A 20,896-nucleotide genomic window follows, 5' to 3' on the forward strand; every position below is an offset into this window, starting at 1 on the left:
TGCTACGGTAAAAATGCACATCGATAAAGCAATCTTAGATAAAGTAAACATCTGGCTTTCCCCAGATTTTGATAATGAAACACAACAAATCATCAAGGATATGATGACATCGTCTCCCAAAGAATTGGAAGACAGCTTTTATAAAAATTTAGAATTCGGAACCGGAGGAATGCGTGGGATTATGGGTGTTGGAACCAACCGAATTAACAAATATACCCTAGGCAAAAACACACAAGGATTGGCAAACTACTTGAAGAAAAGTTTTCCTAACGAAGCATTACAAGTAGCTATTGCTTACGATTGTCGCCACAATAGCAACACATTAGCAAAAGTAGTCGCTGATGTTTTTTCGGCAAATGGAATTAAGGTTTATTTGTTCTCAGACATGAGACCTACGCCTGAATTATCATTCGCAGTGAGACATCTTAATTGTCATACAGGAATTGTACTTACTGCTTCTCACAACCCACCAGAATACAACGGATACAAAGTATATTGGCAAGATGGAGGACAAATTGTACCTCCTCAGGATGCAGAAGTTATTGCAGAAATAGAAAGTCTAGAATACCGCGACATTAACTTTAATGCCAATGAAGACTTAATTGAATATATCGATGTTGCTGTTGATGAGGCTTTTAGAGATTCTACTATCAAAAACGCGAGTTTCGACACCTCTGCCGAAGCGCGTAAAAACTTAAAAATCGCTTACACTTCATTACATGGAACTTCGATAAAAGCAATTCCAGGTGTTTTGGAAAAAGCCGGTTACACCGACGTGAATATCGTATCGGAACAGGCTGACCCTAATGGAAACTTCCCTACAGTGGTATCTCCTAACCCGGAAGAACCCGAAGCTTTAACGATGGCTTTGGAGCTTGCAGACAAAATCAATGCCGACATTGTTGTGGGCACCGATCCTGATTCTGACCGTTTAGGAGTGGCAGTACGTGATACTAATGGAAAAATGTTTTTACTAAACGGAAATCAAACCATGGTGGTCATGACCGCTTTCTTATTAGAACAATGGAAAAAACAAGGAAAACTGACTGGTAACGAGTTTATAGGTTCTACCATTGTTTCTACTCCAATGATGCTAGAATTGGCGTCAGCTTATGGTGTAGAATGCAAAGTGGGTCTGACTGGTTTTAAGTGGATTGCCAAATTCATTAAAGATTTCCCTAACCAAACGTATATTGGCGGTGGAGAAGAAAGTTTTGGTTTTATGGTTGGCGATGCTGTACGCGATAAAGATGCCGTAGCTGCTATCTTACTAGTTTGCGAAATCGCTGCTCAGGCAAAAGAAAAAGGAAGCACCTTATATCAGGAATTATTACAGATGTATGTTGATTTCGGGTTCTACAAAGAACATTTGATTTCGATTACTAAGAAAGGTATCGAAGGAGCCAACGAAATAAAACAAATGATGATTGATCTACGCCAGAATCCTCTGAAAGAAATCAACGGACAACGTGTGGTTTGCATAGAAGATTACCAATCGTCTAAAGGAAAGGACTTCATGAATCAGGAAGAATTTGAAATCTCCATTCCGAAATCAAACGTATTAATCTATTATTTGGAAGACGGAAGTAAAATTTGTGCCCGTCCGAGCGGAACCGAGCCAAAAATCAAATTCTATTTCAGCGTTAATTGTGCAGTAGATAGCATTGCCGATATCCCTGAAGCAGAAAAACAATTAGACACAAAAATTAAGAATATCATTGCTGAAATGCAATTGAACTAATGGACAACAATCTCAAAAAATTAATTCCCTTTGCGCTGGTTTACAAAAAAGACATTATTTTAAATATTGTCTATAACATTTTTTATGCGCTCTTTTCAACTTTATTGATGGTTTCTATGATTCCAACATTAAATGTGATTTTCGGTTTGAATAAAAAAATTACCACGGAGCCAACGTTTAGAGGAATTGGTGAAATTAAATCTTTTTCTGAAGACTATTTGAATTATAAAGTAACGCAGTTAACAGAAAACAAAGGGTTTGAATACGCGATAATCTTTGTGATTTCAATCATCATAATTACTGCATTTTTAAAAAATATCACCAATTATTTTGCTTCTTATCACGTAACACGCTTAAGAAATGGTGTTTTAAAAGATTTAAGGGAAAAATTGTATCATACTATTATTTATTTGCCTATTTCATACTATTCCGAAAAAAGAAAAGGAGATGTCATGTCCCGCATGTTGGGAGATGTAAACGAAGTCAAAAACTCTTTTTTTCAAGTATTAGAATTGGTCGTTCGAGAACCGTTGACCATTCTTTTCTCTATCGTAACTATGTTTGTGATTAGCGCAAAATTAACTTTGTTTGTATTCTTGTTTATTCCAATTTCAGGATTTCTTATTTCCAGAGTTGGAAAAAGCCTAAAATCAAAATCTACCAAATCTCAGGAAGAAAACGGTCTACAAATATCCATATTAGACGAAACTTTAAGCGGATTGAAAGTAGTGAAAGGCTTCAATGCAGAAGATAAATTCATTTCGAAGTTCAATGCTTCTTTAAACAAACTTTTACGTCTCTCTAACAGTATTGGAAACAAAAACAACTTAGCTTCGCCGCTAAGTGAATTTCTTGGCATTTTAACCATAACCGTTTTACTTTGGTACGGAGGACAATTGGTGATTGTTGATAAATCCTTAGCTCCCACTACCTTTATCGCCTACATTGCTTTAGCTTATACGATTCTAACTCCGGCAAAGGCTATTTCAAGAGCATCATACCAAGTAAAAACTGGTTTAGCCGCAGCCGAAAGGGTATTTAGCGTTTTGGAAGAGACCAATAACTTAGAAAAAAACTCTAACGCATTGATAAAGAACACTTTCGATGATAAAATCAGGTTAGAAAATATTAATTTTGCTTATCAAAATGATGAAAGTGTTTTGAAAAACTTTTCAATAGACATTCCTAAAGGAAAAACTATTGCATTGGTTGGTCAATCCGGTTCAGGAAAAAGTACCATTGCTAATTTATTGACTCGTTTTTACGATGTAAACGAAGGAACGATTAGTATAGATGGAATCAACATTAAAGACATCGAAATCCATTCACTACGAGGATTAATGGGACTAGTAACCCAAGATTCTATCCTATTTAATGATTCTATTAAAAATAATTTATTAATTGGAAAGTCCTCTGCTACAGATGAAGAAATCATTGAAGCTTTAAAAATTGCCAATGCATATGAATTTGTCAAAGAATTACCTGAGGGAATAGAAACTTCTATTGGTGATTCTGGAAGCAGGCTCTCTGGGGGACAAAAACAACGCTTATCGATTGCTCGTGCCGTCTTGAAAAATCCACCGATAATGATTTTAGATGAAGCGACATCGGCTTTGGATACCGAAAGTGAAAAATTTGTTCAAGTGGCCCTTGAAAACATGATGCAAAACAGAACTTCTATCGTTATTGCCCATCGTTTATCTACCATTCAAAAAGCAGACACTATTATTGTGATGCAAAAAGGAGAAATTGTAGAACAAGGAACTCATGATGAATTATTGGAGAAAAATGGTACTTATTCGAAATTAGTGATGATGCAATCCTTCGAATAAATTCAATTTAGCCTTGAAAAACTACATCTAAGTTTAAATTATTTTTTGTAATTTCAGAACTTAAAATGTATGTAAGCAATCCCAATATTCGTATTCCCGAAAATCCGGACACCATTGTTTGGAAGTACTTAGATTTATCTAAATTTTTAGACATTCTACTTTCGGGAAAAATGTTCATGTCTCGGTCCGATAAATTTGAAGATCAATACGAAGGAACTTTCAGCGAACCTACTTACGAGGAGATTAAAAAGATTGCTGAAAACAATCGTCCCTTTTTAAACAACTACAAACTAAATCGTGAAAAGGTAAGTATTAGTAGTTGGCATGCAAATGAATATGAAAGTTTTGCGATGTGGCAGATTTTCACCAAAAATAATGAGGGTTTGGCCATACAATCTACCATTGGAAGATTGAAAGAAGCCTTAGAGCCTGAAAGAACTTTCGAACAATATATTGGTGAAGTGAATTACATCGATTATAAAAAAGAATACATTCCTTTTGATGATGATTTTTTCCCTTTTCTTTTTAAACGAAAAAGTTTCCAATACGAACGAGAAATTCGGATAATCACCAATGTCTCCAAACACAATTTATCACTCAACGAAGGACTAAAGATTAATGTAGATATTAATACTTTAATTGAAAAAATATACATTCATCCCAAAAGTGAAAACTGGTATAAAAAACTAGTAATCGAATTGGTGGAAAAGCTTGGATTTGATTTTGAAATAGAAAAATCAGATTTAGAAAGTGATATCTTAATTTAAACTACTCGACTGGCGAATAATCTTCCACTTTCCAATCTTCAGAAGCTAAATTCACATAATGGTAATGCACTTTATCTTTCTCATCGAAAGCTCCATTTTTATTAATATCCTCAATCGTTCTAAAATACAAACGATTTAACGATTCTACGACATTCCAATCGATTAACTCCTGTAATTCACCTGAAAGTTTCTGAAAATTTAATCCGTTAATATTACTAACATACAATGATTTTATGTCGTTACTATCCATTTTACCATCGCGATTAGTATCGGTATCCACTAAGGAATAAATCAGAATCTGTTTTTTGGTTTTAAGCGCTATCGTATTTAGGTAGGTCGCAGTTTGAATTTGCATTTGTTTATCGGTCAACGGATGCAAAGCAGTGGAATCAATATGTTGGAATTTTATATTTTGAAAATAACCGGTCAATTCAAAGCTATTATAATTCGATAAAGCATAACTTCCAACATTCGTTTTTGCCGAACCATAATTTCCTCTCTCATACGCTACTTGTACATCTCCAATAGGATGCAACAAATACTTAGTACCTTCCATAAGAATAGGCAAATCAGCTACTTTAATTTGTGAAGAATCTTTTTTGGTCACTTTCTGAGTAGACTCTTCATAAATCACTTTAGGCTTTTCCTCTTCTTTGCAGCTCAATAATAACGATAGAAAAGGTAAGATATAGAATAGCTTTTTCATTGTTGACTCTGATTTTATATCAAATATACTATTTTCAATTTATAATTTAGCATTCAATTTCAAACTAAAAACCCGAGAAGTTAAGTAATTGGGCACGCCGTACTGTGATTTAGTATACACATCTCGAACCCAAGTATTGGTAATTGCATTTTGGTTATTAAACATATTGAATATCTCTAAACCAACCGACAAATCTTTGAATTTGTTCAACCAACTGTTTTTGTCCTTCGCTTGAATTTTATCCGTAAAAACATAAGAAAACCCAACATCGGCACGACGATAATCTCTCAAACGAAGTTGGTAATCATAAGCATCCGCGTAAGAAGGAGATCCTCCAGGCAAACCAGTGTTATACACTAAATTAAGATAAACTTTGCAAGCCGGAATATTTGGCATATAATCTTGAAATAGAATTCCAAATTTTAAACGTTGGTCTGTTGGGCGCGCTATATAGCCTCTGTTATCGATGTTTTCTTCGGTTTTCATGTAACCAAAACTCAACCATGATTCTGTTCCAGGAATAAATTCGCCATTCAAACGCACATCCAAACCTTGGGCATACGCCACTGCGTTGTTTTTCGCTTGGTAACGAATCCTAACATTATCTAAGGTATACGGATTGACATCGGTTAGATATTTATAATACGCTTCGGAAACCAATCGGAAAGGGCGCTCCCACATCTTGAAACTATAATCATTACCCAAAACCACGTGTATCGATTGTTGCGCATTAACATCAGGCTGCACCACCCCATCTTTATCTCTTAATTCCCTGTAAAATGGTGGCTGATGATACCATCCTCCAGACAATCGAAACAACATGTCTTTGTCCCAATTTGGCTTAATGGCAAACTGAGCTCTTGGACTAATAGTGAACTGACTTTTGCCAGAAATATCATCTCCGCTTACTTGCCACTGATGTCCTCTGATTCCCATGCTAGTAAAAACTTCATGTTCGCCCCACATGAAACGACGATTCCACTGAAAGTACCCCGATACCCTATCGATGTTTGTAAAATTTATAGCTCTTACACTATTATAAGGAGCCAAAGGACCAGTATACGAAGTATAAGGTTGTTCATTTACAGGATAATCTAATATAGGATTGTTCAGTGAAAATCCAGCCGAATCGATCACTTCCCATTCACGAATACGATCTCTGATATTTTCTCGGGTGTATTTTACTCCCCAATCCAATTGATCTTTATCTTTCTTGTAGCTTCCTTTTACTTCAGCATTATAAATAAGTGCATCAAGATCATTTCGAGCATGCGTTAATTGTGAACCAATCCCTCTTGTAAATTCTACTTCGCCAAAATTCTCATCTCCTAAATTACCATTCACCTCCCCTAAACGATATTGCCCTAAAATATCAAAATACTCTTGTTCTTGAGTATGATAAGCCGAGGTGATAAATTTAAGCACCAAATTTTCATTGATTTCAAAAATTCCTTTGTAGGCCCCAAAAAAAGTCGTGTACTTGTCTTTTTCTTGACCTTCATAATACACCAATAAAGCAATAGGGTCATTGAGCGTACCAAAATTAGTCTGACGCACCAATGGTTTATAATCGTACTTGTTCTGAGAAATATTTCCCAAGAAACTGTGCTGCCATCTTGTATTCGGGGTAAAAGTTATATAGGTTTGAATGTCTGCAAAACGAGGACGAAAATCAATTTCGGTTTGCTGGCTTTTCACTAGCATTCGGTTATCACGGTAACGAACTCCAGTAATGTATGTCCATTTCTGGTCTTTAGAAGCATTCTCCAAAGAAAAACTTCCACCTAAGAAACTAGCCTCTAAGGCCGCTCCAAATTTTGCAGGACGACGATAAGTAATATCCAAGACTGAAGATAACTTATCTCCATATTTTGCTTGGAAACCTCCTGCTGAAAAATCAACCGATTGAACCAAATCCGTATTCGTAAAACTCAAACCCTCTTGCTGTCCAGAACGAATCAAGAAAGGACGATACACTTCAATTTCGTTTACATACACTAAATTCTCATCATAATTCCCTCCTCGTACACCATATTGTGTACTCAATTCATTATTAGAATTCACCCCTGGTAACGATTTTAGTATATTTTCCACACCCGCATTGGCGCCTGGAATCAATCGAACTGTTTTGGGCGAAATAGTCGTCACTCCTTCAACCCTCTTCTTTCTATTGTTGCTTATGACTACTTCTCCTAATTGCTCGGTGGTATTTTTCAACACAATATTAAACTCATAATCTTCATTAGGCTTCAGTTGCAATGTGACTACCGCTGCTTTTAAAGAAACATGTGAAAATTTCAGATTTGATTTTACATTAGCCGGAATCGACAACGCATAAAACCCATTTTCGTTAGTCGTTGTTTTTTTGTCCTGAAAAGTGACATTTACCCCTTCAACAGGTTGTTGATTTTCATCAAAAACAATTCCTTTAATTCTGGCGGTCTGTGCCTGAGAAAACAGAGAAAAAAAGAAAAAAAATAAGGCTATTTTAGTTTTCAAAATTTATTTTTTGGTTTTAAAAAAATGTGACTGGAATGTTGCTACATTTCCCATTTGATCTTTTACTTCAATGGTAAAATCGTTTTTTCCGTTATCGAATATATCATCAGAAAAATTATGTGTCAGTCTTTTGAGCTTGGGTTCATATTCCATTAAAATCCATTTTCCATTCAAATAAGCATTGTATTCCTTGATTCCTGATAAATCATCGGAAATGGATATTTTTAAATAACCTAAAGTATCCAAATTGGCACCTTCTTTAAAGTTTGGAGCATAAATTTTTGGCGCTGTTTCATCTTTAGAAAGAAAGAATTTACCAAGTTTTTTAGTTTTAATAGAAAATTGATTCTCTTTTTTGAAAGTGTAATTAAACTCCGTTTTCTCACCGACTAGATTGGCAATAAACATTTTTTCTCTGGCTTCTGTTGGAATTTCAGAAACATCAAAAGTAATTTGAAACGGATTGTTAACAGCTACTTTGTCGTCATGCAACAGCAATTCCTTATTTACGACATCAAACTTCAGGAAAAAATCACTATAAAAAGTATCTTCAGGAAAAAATACCACAATCCCGTCTTTGGCATAAGCATTATCCTTTCGCGCATTAAGGAAATAAGGCGTTTTCTCGACTGGTAAAGGTTGTGCTATAGCTTTGTCATCATAGGCTACAGGAATATTAATCACTGTTTTATTGCCGTGAAAATCTTCCAAAACAACTTTATATGTAAAATTAAAACGGGAAGACAGATCCAAAATTCCTTTGTCCTTTATCGTCTTTATAATACTTGGGTACAAATGTCCAACAAAAAGTTTCTGATAGCGTTGGTGCAACTGTTTGTATCTAGGATAATCAATAAAATCGTTGATATACCTTGTCTCATCAAAGGAAAAAGTGTCAAATTCATACGAGTAGCACAATGTTCCATTGATAAAAGCCTCTAATTTATGAATCCCGTTTTTACCATAGCTGTCATTGGAAGTATCAAACGCATTCAAAGCAAAACCAATTTTACCCATTGCATTCACCTTATCGGCAGTGTAACTTCCATCTTTTTGCAAGGTGAAAGGTAAATTTACAGGTTTCAAAGAACCGTTTACAGAAGAAGAATCCGTTAAAGCATAAGCAATAACCCCGTTTAATTGCGGTTTAATATTGTCTTTAACCTGATCTCCGAAACCAAAAAACAATGGATTTATAATATTTTCTGTTTTTGTATCTCTAATTTCAAAGTGCAAATGAGGACCGCCAGAACTCCCTGTATTCCCTGAATAAGCAATTAACTCTCCTTTTTTAACCAAAATTTCGTTGGCTTTAGGAAAAATTTCTATTTCATATTTTTGTTTCAAATAATGTTCCTTATTCAAAATAGCTTGAATGGTATCCGAAGTTTTTTGCAAATGTCCATAAACCGTTGTAAAACCATTAGGATGGTCTATATATATGCATTTCCCCAAACCTGTGGTAGATATTTTAATTCTGGAAATGTAACCATCTGCCGCAGCATACACAGGCAAGCCTTCTTTTTTTTGCGTCCTGAAATCGATACCCGCATGGAAATGATTTGGGCGCAACTCACCAAAGGATCCCGACAAAGACAAAGGAATATCCATGGGTGAACGAAAATAATCTTTAGGATAATTATTTTGACAATGAGCCTGAACAAAAAAGAATAAAAAGACACCTAAAATTCTCATAAAAAACATTTGTGCTAATATAACGAATTTGTTTAATAAACAATCAGCCAACACAATATTGATAAGCCTAACAAGATGAGTGTATTAGAAAATAAAAATGATAAAAATTAATTTTTTTTAAAAACATTTTGCTATAATTAAATAGGAATACTAACTTTGTAAAGTACGTAATGAATTTTTTATTGCAATGAGTGACGTTGGTGGAATAGTTGATTCTCTTGAAGTTAAGATTCACAAACTTTTGAAAAACTTAGAAAGTTTACAACAATCGAATCAAGAATTGTTGTTGAAGCTTAACCAATCAGAGAAAATAATTCAAGAACAAAGTCAAGAAATTAGATCATTAAAATCTAATTTCGACTCGGTAAAAATTACAAATTCATTATTAGGTAGTGACGAATATAAAAGAGAAACAAAGCTCAAAATAAATTCTTTAATAAAAGAAATAGACTATTGTATAGCACAACTTTCTGATTAGAAAGCATAATGAGTGAAAAACAAAAAATAAAAATATCAATTGCAGACCGCGTTTATCCATTAACTGTAGACGCAAGCCAAGAAGAAGGATTAATCAATGCTTCGAAAAAAATAGATGCAATGATAAAACAGTTTGAACAAAATTATGCCGTTCGCGACAAACAAGATGTTTTAGCAATGTGTGCCTTACAATTTGCCGCTCAGGTTGAACAAAAGCAGATAGAAAAAACAACTATTGAAGGACCAACAAAAACAAAATTAGAGCGATTAAACAATTTATTAACGGAACATCTCGACAAACAATAAACGTTCTTTACATAGACTAACAATACTACCTACATTAGTAATAATTTGATAAACTCAACACTAACAAATTAAAATGAGTGAATCTTCGGTACTATAGCAGGCCTTTCAGTAGGAAGCTTGAACACTGAGTTAACTCAAAACTTGTCTTTACGAGTTTATACATCTCTTCTAATGTAGGTTTTTTTTATATATAACTCAAACAAACTATGGAAATTGTAACAATAATCATTGCAGCTGTAATAGGTATAGCAGGTGGTTTTGGAATAGCGAAAATCATTGAAAAAAGCAATGTTTCTAACTTGATTAAAAATGCCAAAAAAGAAGCAGCTTCTATTTTAAAAGACGCTAATTTCGAAGCCGAAAACATCAAAAAAGACAAAATTTTACAGGCTAAAGAAAAGTTCATTGAACTAAAAGCCGAACACGAACAGGTAATTATTGCCCGTGACAGAAAAGTAGCTGAAGTTGAAAAAAGAATCAGAGACAAAGAATCTCAAGTTTCTAACGAATTATCGAAAGCTAAAAAAATTAACGATGAGTATGTAGCCAAAACTGCGGAATACGAATCTAAAATTGAAAATTTAGAGAAAAAAACTGCAGAAGTAGAAAAAATGCACCGTGCTCAAGTAGAACAACTAGAAGCTATTTCTGGTCTTTCTGCAGAAGAAGCCAAAGAACAATTGATTGAAAGTCTAAAAGCCGAAGCCAAAACAAGCGCTATGGCTCACATTCAGGAAACAATTGAAGAGGCGAAATTAACGGCTCAACAAGAAGCAAAAAAAATCATCATCAACACTATTCAACGTGTAGGAACCGAAGAAGCCGTAGAAAACTGCGTATCGGTTTTCAATATTGAATCTGATGATGTAAAAGGAAGAATCATTGGTCGTGAAGGCCGTAATATTCGTGCTATTGAAGCGGCTACTGGTGTAGAAATTATTGTTGATGACACGCCTGAAGCTATCATTTTATCATGTTTCGACCCGGTTCGTCGTGAAATTGCCCGTTTAGCATTACACAAATTAGTAACCGACGGACGTATTCACCCGGCACGTATTGAAGAAGTAGTTGCAAAAACTCAAAAACAAATTGAAGACGAAATTGTAGAAGTTGGTAAACGTACTGTCATCGATCTTGGAATTCATGGACTACATCCTGAATTGATCAAAATTGTAGGTCGTATGAAATACCGTTCTTCTTACGGACAAAACTTACTACAACACTCTCGTGAAGTTGCCAAATTATGTGGTTTAATGGCTGCAGAATTAGGTTTGAACGTAAAGTTAGCTAAAAGAGCCGGATTATTACACGATATAGGTAAAGTTCCAGATACAGAAAGCGATTTACCACACGCATTATTAGGTATGCAGTGGGCTGAAAAATACGGTGAGAAAGAAGAAGTATGCAACGCTATTGGAGCACACCACGACGAAATAGAAATGAAATCGTTGTTATCACCAATTGTTCAGGTGTGTGATGCCATCTCTGGAGCACGCCCAGGAGCTAGACGTCAGGTATTAGATTCTTACATTCAACGTTTGAAAGATTTAGAAGATATTGCTTACGGCTTTGGCGGAGTAAAAAGCGCTTACGCAATCCAAGCAGGTAGAGAGCTTCGCGTAATTGTAGAAAGTGAAAAAGTTTCCGATGAAATGGCTGCCAAATTATCTTTTGACATCTCACACAAAATTCAAACGGAAATGACGTATCCTGGACAAGTAAAAATTACTGTAATCAGAGAAACCAGAGCTGTAAATATTGCAAAATAAAACAAGCTTAATCCAATATAAAATAGACCGCGATTGCGGTCTATTTTTTTATAAGAAACCCAATAGATTATTCCATACCCAGCAAACTTCTTTAATCTATTATCTTTACAATTTGATTTTGCCATTATACAGACTCATAGAAGAATGATTTTCTTTCCGAAATACTATTTTTAGTTCGGCATAAATTAAGACGCAAATTTAAGCCTAATTATTTCTCTTATTTAAAACATACCGCATATTCCCTAAAAAAGCCTATAAAAAGCAAAAAATAGCCTTCTGAATATATTTTGAAAACCTTTAGCGGGAAAGAATAAAAAAAATTTTAAATTAAAAACAGAGAAACAATGCCTCACTCTCAAACGCAATCGATTGACTGAGAACATTATTTGATAAACCATGAATTTATAAATCATAGAAAAAGTATAAAAACAAAAAAAACCTAACTAATTAAATAGTTAGGTTTTACTTTTTTTGTAGCGAAGACGGGAGTTGAACCCGTGACCTCAGGGTTATGAATCCTGCGCTCTAACCAACTGAGCTACCTCGCCAAATGTTGGTATCACATCCTTGCTGAATGCGGGTGCAAATATAAGACTAAAATTGTTTGTTCCAAATTTATTTTAAGAAAAAATATTTATTTCTAAAATATTTTTTTTTGATAAGTAATTTCTATATATTTCCAAAAAAAATAACATCTATGGATAGTAAAATACGTTACGAATTGGAATTTCCAATCCACTCATCGCCTCAATTACTATATCAATATATTTCAACTCCTTCAGGGTTACAGGAATGGTTTGCAGACAATGTTAACTCTCGAGGTGAGTTCTTCACTTTTAGCTGGGATGATTCTGAAGAAAAAGCGCGTCTTTTTTCAAAAAAAACAGATGAAAAAGTTAAATTCAAATGGATTGATGAAGACAACAAAGACACTGAATATTTCTTCGAATTACGAATCCTCGAAGATGACATCACTAAAGATGTATCATTAATGGTAGTTGACTTTGCTGAAAAGGATGGTTTAGAAGAAGCTAAAATGCTTTGGGAAAACCAAATTTCAGACCTAAAACACGTTATTGGTTCTGTATAGGATTTCCAAATATTAAAACTTAAATTTGTCCCGCTTTGTTCAAACAACGAAGTGGGATTTTTTATGCAAACCGACTCATTACAAAATAATAGAGGATTTTTATTTGGAGATGCCGTTTTTGAAACGGTAAAAATCGTAGATCAAAAAATACTTTTTGTAGAAGACCATTATTTCAGACTCATGGCCTCCATGCGTATTCTGCGAATGGAGATCCCGATGGATTTTACTCTGGAACATTTTGAAAACATTATCTTAGAAGAAGCTCATAAAAATGATTGTGCGGCTTCTGCAAGAGCTAGAATCACGGTGTTTAGAAAAGGAGACGGTTTATACTTACCCGAACAAAACGAAGTTGATTTCATTATTTCGGTTAACAAAATCGAGAATCCAATGTATCAGTTGCACAATGAAACCTACGAAGTTGATATCTACAAAGATTTTCATGTCTCAAAACAGTTAATTTCTACCCTAAAAACTACCAATAGAATCATTAATGTAACAGGTAGTATTTATGCGAAAGAAAACGGATTAGACAACTGCATTTTATTAAATGATGACAAAAATGTGGCTGAAGCTTTGAATGGAAATATTTTCATCTTAAAAGACAACATCCTTAGTACTCCACCTCTTTCAGAAGGCTGTTTGAACGGAATTATGCGTAAACAAGTGTTAGCCATCGCTAAAACTATCGAATCTATTGAAGTTAAAGAAGCTATAATTTCTCCTTTTGATTTACAAAAAGCTGACGAATTATTTATAACAAATACTATCAGAGGAATACAACCCATCACAAAATATCGTAAAAAGGAGTTTCAGACTGCTTTGGCCGAAAATCTGGTTATGAAAATAAACGCAAAAATTCGTCTAGGCTAATTATACATTGGATTTTCTGGGGCATTAGACCAAATCAGATAATCTCCACCCTGCTCCATGATTTTTTGTCGCCAAAAGTCCGTTGGAGATTTAGCGATGATTTTATTGCGTAAATTATTTACAGAAATGATCCAGGAATTAGATTCTAATTCATTTTGTAATTGCTCTGCATCCCAACCTGAATAACCTAAGAAAAAGCGAATATTGTTACGCCCTATTTTCCCTTCGTTAATAAGGCTCTTAGTCAATTCAAAATCGCCACCCCAATAGATTCCTTCTGCAATTTCTATGCTCCCGGTGATTAAATGCGGTATATTGTGTATGAAATACAAATTATCCTGTTCAATTGGCCCTCCGTTATAGATTTTAAAGGTAGCCTTAATCTCAGGAATTAATTCATGGAGAGTATAATTAAGGGGTTTATTCAGAATGAAACCAACTGAACCTTCATCGTTGTGATCCGCCAGCAATATCACTGATCTACTGAAAGATAAGTCTCCCACTATTGAAGGTTCCGCAACTAACAAATGTCCTTTTTTTGGTTTTACAGCTATCATATCGCTAAATTTTAGAATTAAATTTAACTATTTTTTAGTAAAAAAAACAAATTAAATCGGTAAAAGGCATAAAAAAACCACGCAATGCGTGGTTTTCTATAACTTTTCAATAAACTATTATTTGTTTACTGCACCTTCTAATTCAGCACCAGCTTTGAATTTTACTACGTTTTTAGCAGCAATTTTGATTGTTTTACCAGTTTGAGGGTTTCTTCCTTCTCTTGCAGCTCTTGAAGAAACTGACCAAGATCCAAATCCTACTAAAGATACTCTACCACCTTTTTTCAAAGTACCTTCAACATTTTCCAAGAATGATTCTAAAGCCAATTTAGCAGCAGCTTTTGTAATACCTGCATGAGCAGCCATAGCATCGATTAAATCTGATTTGTTCATAATAATTGTTATTAATGATTGGTTAATACTAATTGTTAGCTTTACAAATTTAGCAGGATTTCCTTACTAGACAACACCTTAGCGCTATTTTTGCTTATTTTGTTGATAACTTCGGATTTTTGTTGATAAAATTTCATGTTTCCACAACAAAACTTGATTTTTTTAAAGATTATCAAGCTATTAATAGGCTTTTACATCTTCAGAAAACACCATCCCATTAAGCAATTCCTGAATATTCATGCGCTTTTTTCCAGGAAACTGTATAGACAAAACTTTTATAAAGCCTCCGTTAACTGCTATTTTCATTTCCTTTTTGGTAACAACTACTTTTCCGTTTTCTAAAGAATGAGATTCTGATACTTTTTCAGCCTCATAAATCTTGACATTCCAATCCGAATCACCATCTTTAAAATTACAATAAGCCGCAGGGTAAGGCGACAAACCTCTAATTAGATTAAAAATCTCTTCCAACGATTTAGAAAAATCAATTTTGCAATTCTCTCGGTCTAATTTGTAAGCCGTTTTAATATCCGGTGTATCTTGCTGAATAGTACTTGTGGCTTTACCTTCTGAAATAAGTTCCAAGGTTTCCAAAACAGTTTCACAACCAAGATTCATTAATCGGTCATGTAACTGACCCGCACTTTCTGTTTCTCCTATTGGAGTTTCCTTCTTCAAAATCATGGCTCCCGTATCTATCTTATCATCAATAAAGAAAGTAGTCACACCCGTTTTAGTTTCTCCGTTAATAATAGCCCAATTGATTGGCGCTGCTCCTCGATAATTAGGCAACAACGAAGCATGCAAATTAAACGTTCCGAATTTAGGCATTGCCCAAACCACTTTCGGCAACATTCGAAAAGCTACGACAACTTGTAAATTAGCTTTTAGAGAAGCTAATTCAGACAGGAACTCTTCACTTTTTAAATTAGTAGGCTGTAATAATGTTAATCCGTGAGCAAGCGCGAATTCTTTTACTGCTGAATATTTAATTTTTTGTCCACGTCCTGCTGGCTTATCCGCCGCAGTAATAACTCCTACCACTTCATGTTTTCCTTGTTGTACAATTGAATCAAGAATTCCCACGGCAAATTCTGGAGTTCCCATAAAAACTATTTTTAACTTTTCCATTATTTCTGTAATGTAAACTGATTTTTTGTATTAATCGATACCAAATGATTTTCCAACATTTGTTTCAAAGTATTTAGAACTTCCTTTTCATCAAATGAAAGAGTTGCAACAATTTCTCTAGACGTCAAATCTTTTTCCAATAAAAGATTTTGAATCCGCTGTTGTAAACCTTGTTCCGGATTTCTACTCTTATTAGATTGCAGACAATATGAACATTTCCCACAATCTTCCGCGATTTGTTCCCCAAAATACTGTAACAACAACTTGCTTTTACAATGCTGTTCGTCTGAAACATAATGAATAACCGATTCTAGCTGTTGCTTTTTAACCTTATTCTGTTTTTCAAGGTATTTGGCTACCCTATTAATTGTCCTATCATCTTCTCGAACTTCTAAAAATGTGATTTTAGATTCGTTTTGTTGAGAAAAATATTCTAAAAGCTGTATTTGTCCCAATTTTTCAAGCAAAGTTAAGACTTTCGCTTCGGTTACATTTGCTTTTTTTGCTATAAAAGCCGTGTTTATATTGGTTTGAAGATCAAAAATACCTGGATAAGCCCTTAAAATAGCTGTAATAATTGGTTCTTCCTCGGGATGCAAACTAATGTAGCGAATTACTTCTTTAGATTCTAAAAGAAATCGTATTTGTACCTTCTCCGAAACCTCATTAGACAAACCAATTATTCCTTGACGATCTAAAAATTGTAACGCATTAAATGTTTTGAGTACCGGAAACTGATATTTGACACAAAACCGATTTAAACTAAACGAAAACTCTTCGTTTATTCCCTCTCCAAAAGCAATTTGGAAATAATTACACAACTTCACATAAACTTGTTTCAAGAAAAGAACATCCGGCAAAACATCTAAAAACTGATTTTCCGCACGTAAAACATCTTGTGGAGAATGAATCAGAATTGCGAACGCTTTAGACCCATCTCGCCCTGCCCTTCCTGCTTCTTGGTAGTAACTCTCCAAGCTTTCTGGCAAATTCACGTGAATTACCGTTTTAACATTAGGCTTATCGATTCCCATTCCAAAAGCATTAGTAGCAATCATGATTGGATTTTCTTCTTTCATCCAAGAATTCATATTGGCTTCTTTTTCTTTCAGAGGTAAACCTCCGTGGTAAAACGTAACATGGAATCCGTACTCTTTTAATTTTGAAGCATAATCGTGACAACTTTTTCGATTTCTAACATAAATAATGGAAGGCTGAGGATTCTTTTTTAAAATTTGTTGAATTTTATAGAGTTTATCTTCAGCTTTCAAGATATGATAGCCTAAATTTTCTCTAGCGAAAGACTGTTTAAAAACTTTAGGTTCATTCAAGCCTAATAAGCCAATAATATCCTCTTGAACCTTTGGAGTAGCTGAGGCAGTTAAGGCAATGAATGGAATTTCAGGAAAAAAAGTTTTAAGATTTTTAATTTTTAAATAAGAAGGTCTAAAATCATTCCCCCACTGGGAAACACAATGCGCTTCATCGATAGCAATGAGTGAAATAGGTAAGGCTTTGATACGTTCTAAAACCCAATCCTGCTCTAATCGTTCAGGCGATAAATAGAGAAATTTGTAGTTCCCAAACTGACAATTATCTAGCAATTGAATTAAATCGTCAGACTTTATACCTCCAGTTAACGCAATGGCTTTAATATCTCTCTGTTGCAATTGAGTCACTTGATCCTTCATTAAAGCAATCAAAGGAGAAATAACTAGACAGATTCCATCAAATGTTAACGCGGGGATTTGAAAACAGATAGATTTTCCTCCGCCAGTAGGCATTAGTCCAAAAGTATCATGACCTTCTAAAACAGATCGTACAATACTTTCTTGAACAGGTCTGAAATGAGTGTAACCCCAATATTTTTGAAGATTTTTTAAAGCTTCTTCCCTCATTTAAAGTGTATCGTTGTTATTTGAAGTCAGCAAGGTAATTAATTTCACTTTTAACTTCCAACTTTACGGCTTTTAACTTTCTTGTAAATGCTTTAAAATATAATGAATTCGATCTTCCACAGTACCTGTTGGCACTTCGGTTAGGTTATAACCGTATTTAGCATAGGTACTTTTAAGATGATCGTAGATTACTTTTGCCTGTTCGAAGTTTTCATAGCGAGCTTCATCGCTTTCGTATATCTCTTCCCAAGGTGGTAAGACAAAAACTTTAGAATAACGGCATTCTTGGCAAGAATGGTCAAAATGATCCGGGTAATCATCACCAATAAAATGCATATAAGCCAAAATATCTGGAACCCCTCGGTCGATAAAAACTAAAGAACTAGATTCTTGAAGAGCGTTTTGATACTGCTTTAACCTTCCATCCAATAACATTTGACTGAATAAGAGAGGCTCTGTTAAAAACAACTGGTCTACTCCTTGTCTTTTTGCCTCCAAAGTTACTTCACGCGATATTTCAGGATAACACGAGTATCCTTTTTCGATTAACGCATCGATTATTGTAGATTTACCGGTACCGGGACCGCCAGTGATAACAATTATTTCTTTTTTCAAAACCCGAATTTCAGGGTGCAAACTTAAATAAACTATTTGGTTTTTGAAAATTGAATTAAAATATTAGCATTTCAAATCCACAGAAACAACTTAGTTACGTCAAAAAACGTATATTTGCGTTTATTTTAATGCGGAAGATGGATAAAAAGACTACAGAATTTTACATTCGTTTAAAAGAAGAATTAAATACCGTTAACAAAGTTTGGCCTTCTAAATATTTATATAAATTTATAGTCCCTACCGATAAGGAAAAGATTCAGACGGTTGAAAAAGCATTTGACTGTATGGGAGCAATTATAGATACACGCCAATCTAAAAATGGTAATTTTACCAGTATTTCGGTGGATGTAATCATGCCAAGCGCAGACGAAATCATTAAAAAATACCAAGAAGTTTCAACTATTGAAGGTATAATCTCATTATAAATGGTTACACAATATACTAAAGAAAACGCCAATGATGTGGTAGAGCATTTGGAATACAATGCGGAAAGAAAACCGCTAATTATTCCTGAATATGGCAGACATTTGCATAAATTAATCGATCAAGCGGTTGAAATGAAAGACCGTGACGAACGAAATAAATTGGCAAAATATATCATTTCGGTAATGGGAAGCATGAACCCACACCTACGTGATGTTCCAGATTTCCAACATAAGTTATGGGATCAGCTATTTATCATGGCAAACTTCGAATTAGATGTTGATTCACCTTACCCGATTCCTTCTAAAGAGGTGTTGCATCAAAAACCGGAGCCTTTAAAATATCCGCAAAATTTCCCTAAGTATCGTTTTTATGGTAATAACATTACTTACATGATCCAAAAAGCGAATGAATGGGAAGAAGGAGAAATGAAACAAGCTTTAGTGAGAGTGATTGCTAATCACATGAAAAAATCCTACTTAAGCTGGAACAAAGACACTGTTACCGATGCTGTAATTTTTGAGCACTTGTATGAACTTTCACAAGGCAAGTTAAATTTAATGAGTACCACCGAAGAATTATCGAATACTCAAGATTTAATGCGTACCAACAAACGCATGTCTAACAAAATTCAAACCAATAGCGGTAAACAAAAATTTATTCCGAAAAATATCGGAAAAAAACCATTTAATAAAAACCAAAATAAACAATAAAGTTTAATTAGATTAGGTCATATTGTAACCAAATTCTAATTCAAAATTTAAATATACGCATGGGTACTTTTAAAATAGAAGGAGGAAAACCTCTTAAAGGAGATGTATATCCGCAAGGAGCAAAAAACGAGGCATTACAAGTATTATGTCCCGTGTTATTAACATCGGAAAAAGTAAGAATTACTAATATTCCAGACATCATTGATGTTAACAAACTTATTGTTCTTTTAGGAAACTTAGGGGTAAAAATCCAAAAAAATGGTCCTGGAGACTACACGTTCCAAGCAGACGAAGTTAATATAGATTATCTTAAAACCGAAGCCTTTAAAAAAGAAGGAGGAAGCCTAAGGGGATCAATCATGATTGTAGGTCCTTTATTAGCTCGATTTGGTTGCGGTTATATTCCAAAACCGGGAGGAGACAAAATTGGCCGTCGTCGTTTAGACACCCATTTCGAAGGTTTCATCAATTTGGGAGCAAAATTTAGATACGAAAGAGAAGATCACTTTTACGGTGTTGAAGTCGATGGACGTCTAAAAGGAACCTACATGCTTTTAGATGAAGCATCGGTGACAGGAACCGCAAACATTGTTATGGCTGCTGTTCTTGCTGAAGGTGTAACAACCATCTACAATGCGGCATGCGAACCTTATCTGCAACAATTATGTAAGATGCTAAACGCAATGGGTGCCAAAATCACCGGGGTTGGATCTAACCTATTAACAATTGAAGGAGTTGAAAGCCTTGGAGGTTGCGAACACAGAATCTTACCAGACATGATCGAAATAGGTTCATGGATTGGTTTGGCGGCAATGACCCGTAGCGAAATTACCATCAAAAATGTGTCTTGGGAAAACTTGGGAATTATTCCAAATGTATTCCGAAAATTAGGAATTACTCTTGAAAAGAGAAATGATGATATCTACATTCCAGCTCATAATGATGGTTATGAAATTAAAACCGACATTGATGGCTCTATTTTAACTATTGCCGATGCGCCATGGCCAGGATTTACTCCAGATTTATTGAGCATTGTTTTAGTTGTAGCGACTCAAGCCAAAGGAGATGTACTTATTCACCAAAAAATGTTCGAAAGTCGTTTATTCTTCGTGGACAAATTGATTGACATGGGAGCTAAAATTTTATTGTGCGACCCGCATCGCGCGGTGGTAATGGGACATAATTTCCAATCGCAGTTAAAAGCAACCACAATGAGTTCTCCGGATATTAGAGCGGGTATTTCTTTATTAATTGCTGCATTGACCGCTAAAGGTACAAGCACTATTCAGAATATTGAACAAATTGATAGAGGATACGAACGCATTGACGAACGTTTGAGAGCTTTAGGCGCAAACATTGTTAGAGCTTAATTATAATTAAATGTATTAGTATAAGATTCCAAATTCCAGTT

Annotated in this window: 19 protein-coding genes and 1 tRNA gene; 11 read left to right on the forward strand and 9 right to left on the reverse strand. The window is 34.6% G+C overall.

Annotation, left to right across the window (positions count from 1 at the left end; all coding sequences use genetic code 11):
- Positions 1-13: 13 nt before the first annotated feature.
- From NAT50_RS00350 to NAT50_RS00360, 3 genes are all read left to right on the forward strand, one after another.
- The gene (locus NAT50_RS00350) at positions 14-1,741 is read left to right on the forward strand and encodes a phospho-sugar mutase (RefSeq protein ID WP_250590340.1); all 1,728 of its coding nucleotides are present in this window, start codon (positions 14-16) and stop codon (positions 1,739-1,741) included.
- Positions 1,741-3,573 (forward strand): ABC transporter ATP-binding protein, encoded by a 1,833-nt coding sequence (locus tag NAT50_RS00355; protein ID WP_250590342.1) that lies wholly within the window; start codon positions 1,741-1,743, stop codon positions 3,571-3,573. The genes NAT50_RS00350 and NAT50_RS00355 overlap by 1 nt, the downstream gene beginning before the upstream one ends.
- Before the next feature lie 65 nt (positions 3,574-3,638).
- Positions 3,639-4,340, forward strand: a complete 702-nt coding sequence (locus NAT50_RS00360) for a hypothetical protein (RefSeq protein ID WP_250590344.1) — start codon at positions 3,639-3,641, stop codon at positions 4,338-4,340.
- A 1-nt stretch (position 4,341) separates the two neighbouring features.
- Here NAT50_RS00360 and NAT50_RS00365 read toward each other — a convergent pair whose 3' ends face one another.
- Genes NAT50_RS00365 through NAT50_RS12330 form a run of 3 tightly spaced genes read right to left on the reverse strand, consistent with a single transcriptional unit; the run spans position 4,342 to position 9,240 of the window.
- The gene (locus NAT50_RS00365; protein WP_250590346.1) at positions 4,342-5,046 is read right to left on the reverse strand and encodes a hypothetical protein; all 705 of its coding nucleotides are present in this window, start codon (positions 5,044-5,046) and stop codon (positions 4,342-4,344) included.
- Between the two features lie 39 nt (positions 5,047-5,085).
- Positions 5,086-7,545, reverse strand: coding sequence for a TonB-dependent receptor (locus tag NAT50_RS00370; RefSeq protein WP_250590348.1), 2,460 nt, complete (start codon positions 7,543-7,545; stop codon positions 5,086-5,088).
- Between the two features lie 3 nt (positions 7,546-7,548).
- A complete protein-coding gene (locus NAT50_RS12330; RefSeq protein ID WP_317236663.1) occupies positions 7,549-9,240 on the reverse strand; it encodes a M23 family metallopeptidase in 1,692 nt (563 codons plus the stop codon).
- 187 nt (positions 9,241-9,427) lie between these two features.
- Between NAT50_RS12330 and NAT50_RS00380 the strand changes: the two genes are divergently transcribed.
- The 3 genes from NAT50_RS00380 (at position 9,428) to rny (ending at position 11,792) form a co-directional block, all read left to right on the forward strand.
- The gene (locus NAT50_RS00380; protein ID WP_250590350.1) at positions 9,428-9,718 is read left to right on the forward strand and encodes a hypothetical protein; all 291 of its coding nucleotides are present in this window, start codon (positions 9,428-9,430) and stop codon (positions 9,716-9,718) included.
- A gap of 8 nt (positions 9,719-9,726) precedes the next feature.
- A complete protein-coding gene (locus NAT50_RS00385) occupies positions 9,727-10,023 on the forward strand; it encodes a cell division protein ZapA (RefSeq protein ID WP_250590352.1) in 297 nt (98 codons plus the stop codon).
- Positions 10,024-10,229: 206 nt separating this feature from the next.
- Positions 10,230-11,792 carry a ribonuclease Y gene (gene rny / locus NAT50_RS00390; protein ID WP_250590354.1) on the forward strand — a complete coding sequence of 521 codons (1,563 nt, stop codon included), beginning with the start codon at positions 10,230-10,232 and terminating at the stop codon, positions 11,790-11,792.
- Between the two features lie 474 nt (positions 11,793-12,266).
- Here rny and NAT50_RS00395 read toward each other — a convergent pair.
- Positions 12,267-12,340, reverse strand: a tRNA-Met gene (locus tag NAT50_RS00395).
- A 149-nt stretch (positions 12,341-12,489) separates the two neighbouring features.
- Between NAT50_RS00395 and NAT50_RS00400 the strand changes: the two genes are divergently transcribed.
- Both NAT50_RS00400 and NAT50_RS00405 read left to right on the forward strand, forming a co-directional pair.
- Positions 12,490-12,882, forward strand: coding sequence for an START-like domain-containing protein (locus NAT50_RS00400; protein WP_250590356.1), 393 nt, complete (start codon positions 12,490-12,492; stop codon positions 12,880-12,882).
- 63 nt (positions 12,883-12,945) lie between these two features.
- Positions 12,946-13,755 (forward strand): aminotransferase class IV, encoded by an 810-nt coding sequence (locus NAT50_RS00405; protein ID WP_250590358.1) that lies wholly within the window; start codon positions 12,946-12,948, stop codon positions 13,753-13,755.
- On the opposite strand, the gene NAT50_RS00410 is transcribed toward NAT50_RS00405, so the two are convergent.
- The 5 genes from NAT50_RS00410 to NAT50_RS00430 all read right to left on the reverse strand — a co-directional run bounded on the left by NAT50_RS00410 (position 13,752) and on the right by NAT50_RS00430 (position 18,349).
- Complete coding sequence (locus NAT50_RS00410; protein WP_250590360.1) at positions 13,752-14,312, reverse strand: YqgE/AlgH family protein; 561 nt, start codon at positions 14,310-14,312, stop codon at positions 13,752-13,754. The two genes, NAT50_RS00405 and NAT50_RS00410, sit on opposite strands and share 4 nt — an antisense overlap.
- Positions 14,313-14,429: 117 nt before the next feature.
- Entirely contained in the window at positions 14,430-14,705 is a 276-nt protein-coding gene (locus NAT50_RS00415) for an HU family DNA-binding protein (RefSeq protein ID WP_250590362.1), read from the reverse strand.
- Between the two features lie 180 nt (positions 14,706-14,885).
- Entirely contained in the window at positions 14,886-15,836 is a 951-nt protein-coding gene (fmt, locus tag NAT50_RS00420) for a methionyl-tRNA formyltransferase (RefSeq protein ID WP_250590364.1), read from the reverse strand.
- The gene (locus NAT50_RS00425) at positions 15,836-17,734 is read right to left on the reverse strand and encodes a RecQ family ATP-dependent DNA helicase (protein WP_250590366.1); all 1,899 of its coding nucleotides are present in this window, start codon (positions 17,732-17,734) and stop codon (positions 15,836-15,838) included. The genes fmt and NAT50_RS00425 overlap by 1 nt, the downstream gene beginning before the upstream one ends.
- Positions 17,735-17,806: 72 nt before the next feature.
- Entirely contained in the window at positions 17,807-18,349 is a 543-nt protein-coding gene (locus NAT50_RS00430; RefSeq protein WP_250590368.1) for an AAA family ATPase, read from the reverse strand.
- A gap of 137 nt (positions 18,350-18,486) precedes the next feature.
- On the opposite strand from NAT50_RS00430, the gene NAT50_RS00435 reads away from it, so the two are divergent.
- From NAT50_RS00435 to murA, 3 genes are read left to right on the forward strand one after another with little or no spacing between them, the layout of a single operon-like run.
- Positions 18,487-18,774: a DUF493 family protein gene (locus tag NAT50_RS00435; RefSeq protein ID WP_250590370.1), complete on the forward strand. Its 288-nt coding sequence runs from the start codon at positions 18,487-18,489 to the stop codon at positions 18,772-18,774.
- On the forward strand, positions 18,775-19,485 hold the full coding sequence (locus NAT50_RS00440) for a DUF4290 domain-containing protein (RefSeq protein ID WP_250590372.1): 711 nt from the start codon (positions 18,775-18,777) through the stop codon (positions 19,483-19,485).
- 59 nt (positions 19,486-19,544) lie between these two features.
- Entirely contained in the window at positions 19,545-20,855 is a 1,311-nt protein-coding gene (gene murA / locus NAT50_RS00445; RefSeq protein ID WP_250590373.1) for a UDP-N-acetylglucosamine 1-carboxyvinyltransferase, read from the forward strand.
- Positions 20,856-20,896: the final 41 nt, after the last annotated feature.

The organism is Flavobacterium luminosum, from assembly GCF_023635005.1.
GTDB classification, from domain to species: domain Bacteria; phylum Bacteroidota; class Bacteroidia; order Flavobacteriales; family Flavobacteriaceae; genus Flavobacterium; species Flavobacterium luminosum.

Bases quoted from the DNA above. Each gene is read 5' to 3' on its own strand.
- NAT50_RS00380 (WP_250590350.1), top strand. From the start codon at position 9,428: ATGAGTGACGTTGGTGGAATAGTTGATTCTCTTGAAGTTAAGATTCAC.
- NAT50_RS00405 (WP_250590358.1), top strand. From the start codon at position 12,946: ATGCAAACCGACTCATTACAAAATAATAGAGGATTTTTATTTGGAGAT.
- NAT50_RS00350 (WP_250590340.1), top strand. From the start codon at position 14: ATGCACATCGATAAAGCAATCTTAGATAAAGTAAACATCTGGCTTTCC.
- NAT50_RS00355 (WP_250590342.1), top strand. From the start codon at position 1,741: ATGGACAACAATCTCAAAAAATTAATTCCCTTTGCGCTGGTTTACAAA.
- NAT50_RS00385 (WP_250590352.1), top strand. From the start codon at position 9,727: ATGAGTGAAAAACAAAAAATAAAAATATCAATTGCAGACCGCGTTTAT.
- NAT50_RS00410 (WP_250590360.1), bottom strand. From the start codon at position 14,312: ATGATAGCTGTAAAACCAAAAAAAGGACATTTGTTAGTTGCGGAACCT.
- murA (WP_250590373.1), top strand. From the start codon at position 19,545: ATGGGTACTTTTAAAATAGAAGGAGGAAAACCTCTTAAAGGAGATGTA.
- NAT50_RS00360 (WP_250590344.1), top strand. From the start codon at position 3,639: ATGTATGTAAGCAATCCCAATATTCGTATTCCCGAAAATCCGGACACC.
- rny (WP_250590354.1), top strand. From the start codon at position 10,230: ATGGAAATTGTAACAATAATCATTGCAGCTGTAATAGGTATAGCAGGT.
- NAT50_RS00365 (WP_250590346.1), bottom strand. From the start codon at position 5,046: ATGAAAAAGCTATTCTATATCTTACCTTTTCTATCGTTATTATTGAGC.
- fmt (WP_250590364.1), bottom strand. From the start codon at position 15,836: ATGGAAAAGTTAAAAATAGTTTTTATGGGAACTCCAGAATTTGCCGTG.
- NAT50_RS12330 (WP_317236663.1), bottom strand. From the start codon at position 9,240: ATGAGAATTTTAGGTGTCTTTTTATTCTTTTTTGTTCAGGCTCATTGT.
- NAT50_RS00400 (WP_250590356.1), top strand. From the start codon at position 12,490: ATGGATAGTAAAATACGTTACGAATTGGAATTTCCAATCCACTCATCG.
- NAT50_RS00415 (WP_250590362.1), bottom strand. From the start codon at position 14,705: ATGAACAAATCAGATTTAATCGATGCTATGGCTGCTCATGCAGGTATT.
- NAT50_RS00435 (WP_250590370.1), top strand. From the start codon at position 18,487: ATGGATAAAAAGACTACAGAATTTTACATTCGTTTAAAAGAAGAATTA.
- NAT50_RS00425 (WP_250590366.1), bottom strand. From the start codon at position 17,734: ATGAGGGAAGAAGCTTTAAAAAATCTTCAAAAATATTGGGGTTACACT.
- NAT50_RS00440 (WP_250590372.1), top strand. From the start codon at position 18,775: ATGGTTACACAATATACTAAAGAAAACGCCAATGATGTGGTAGAGCAT.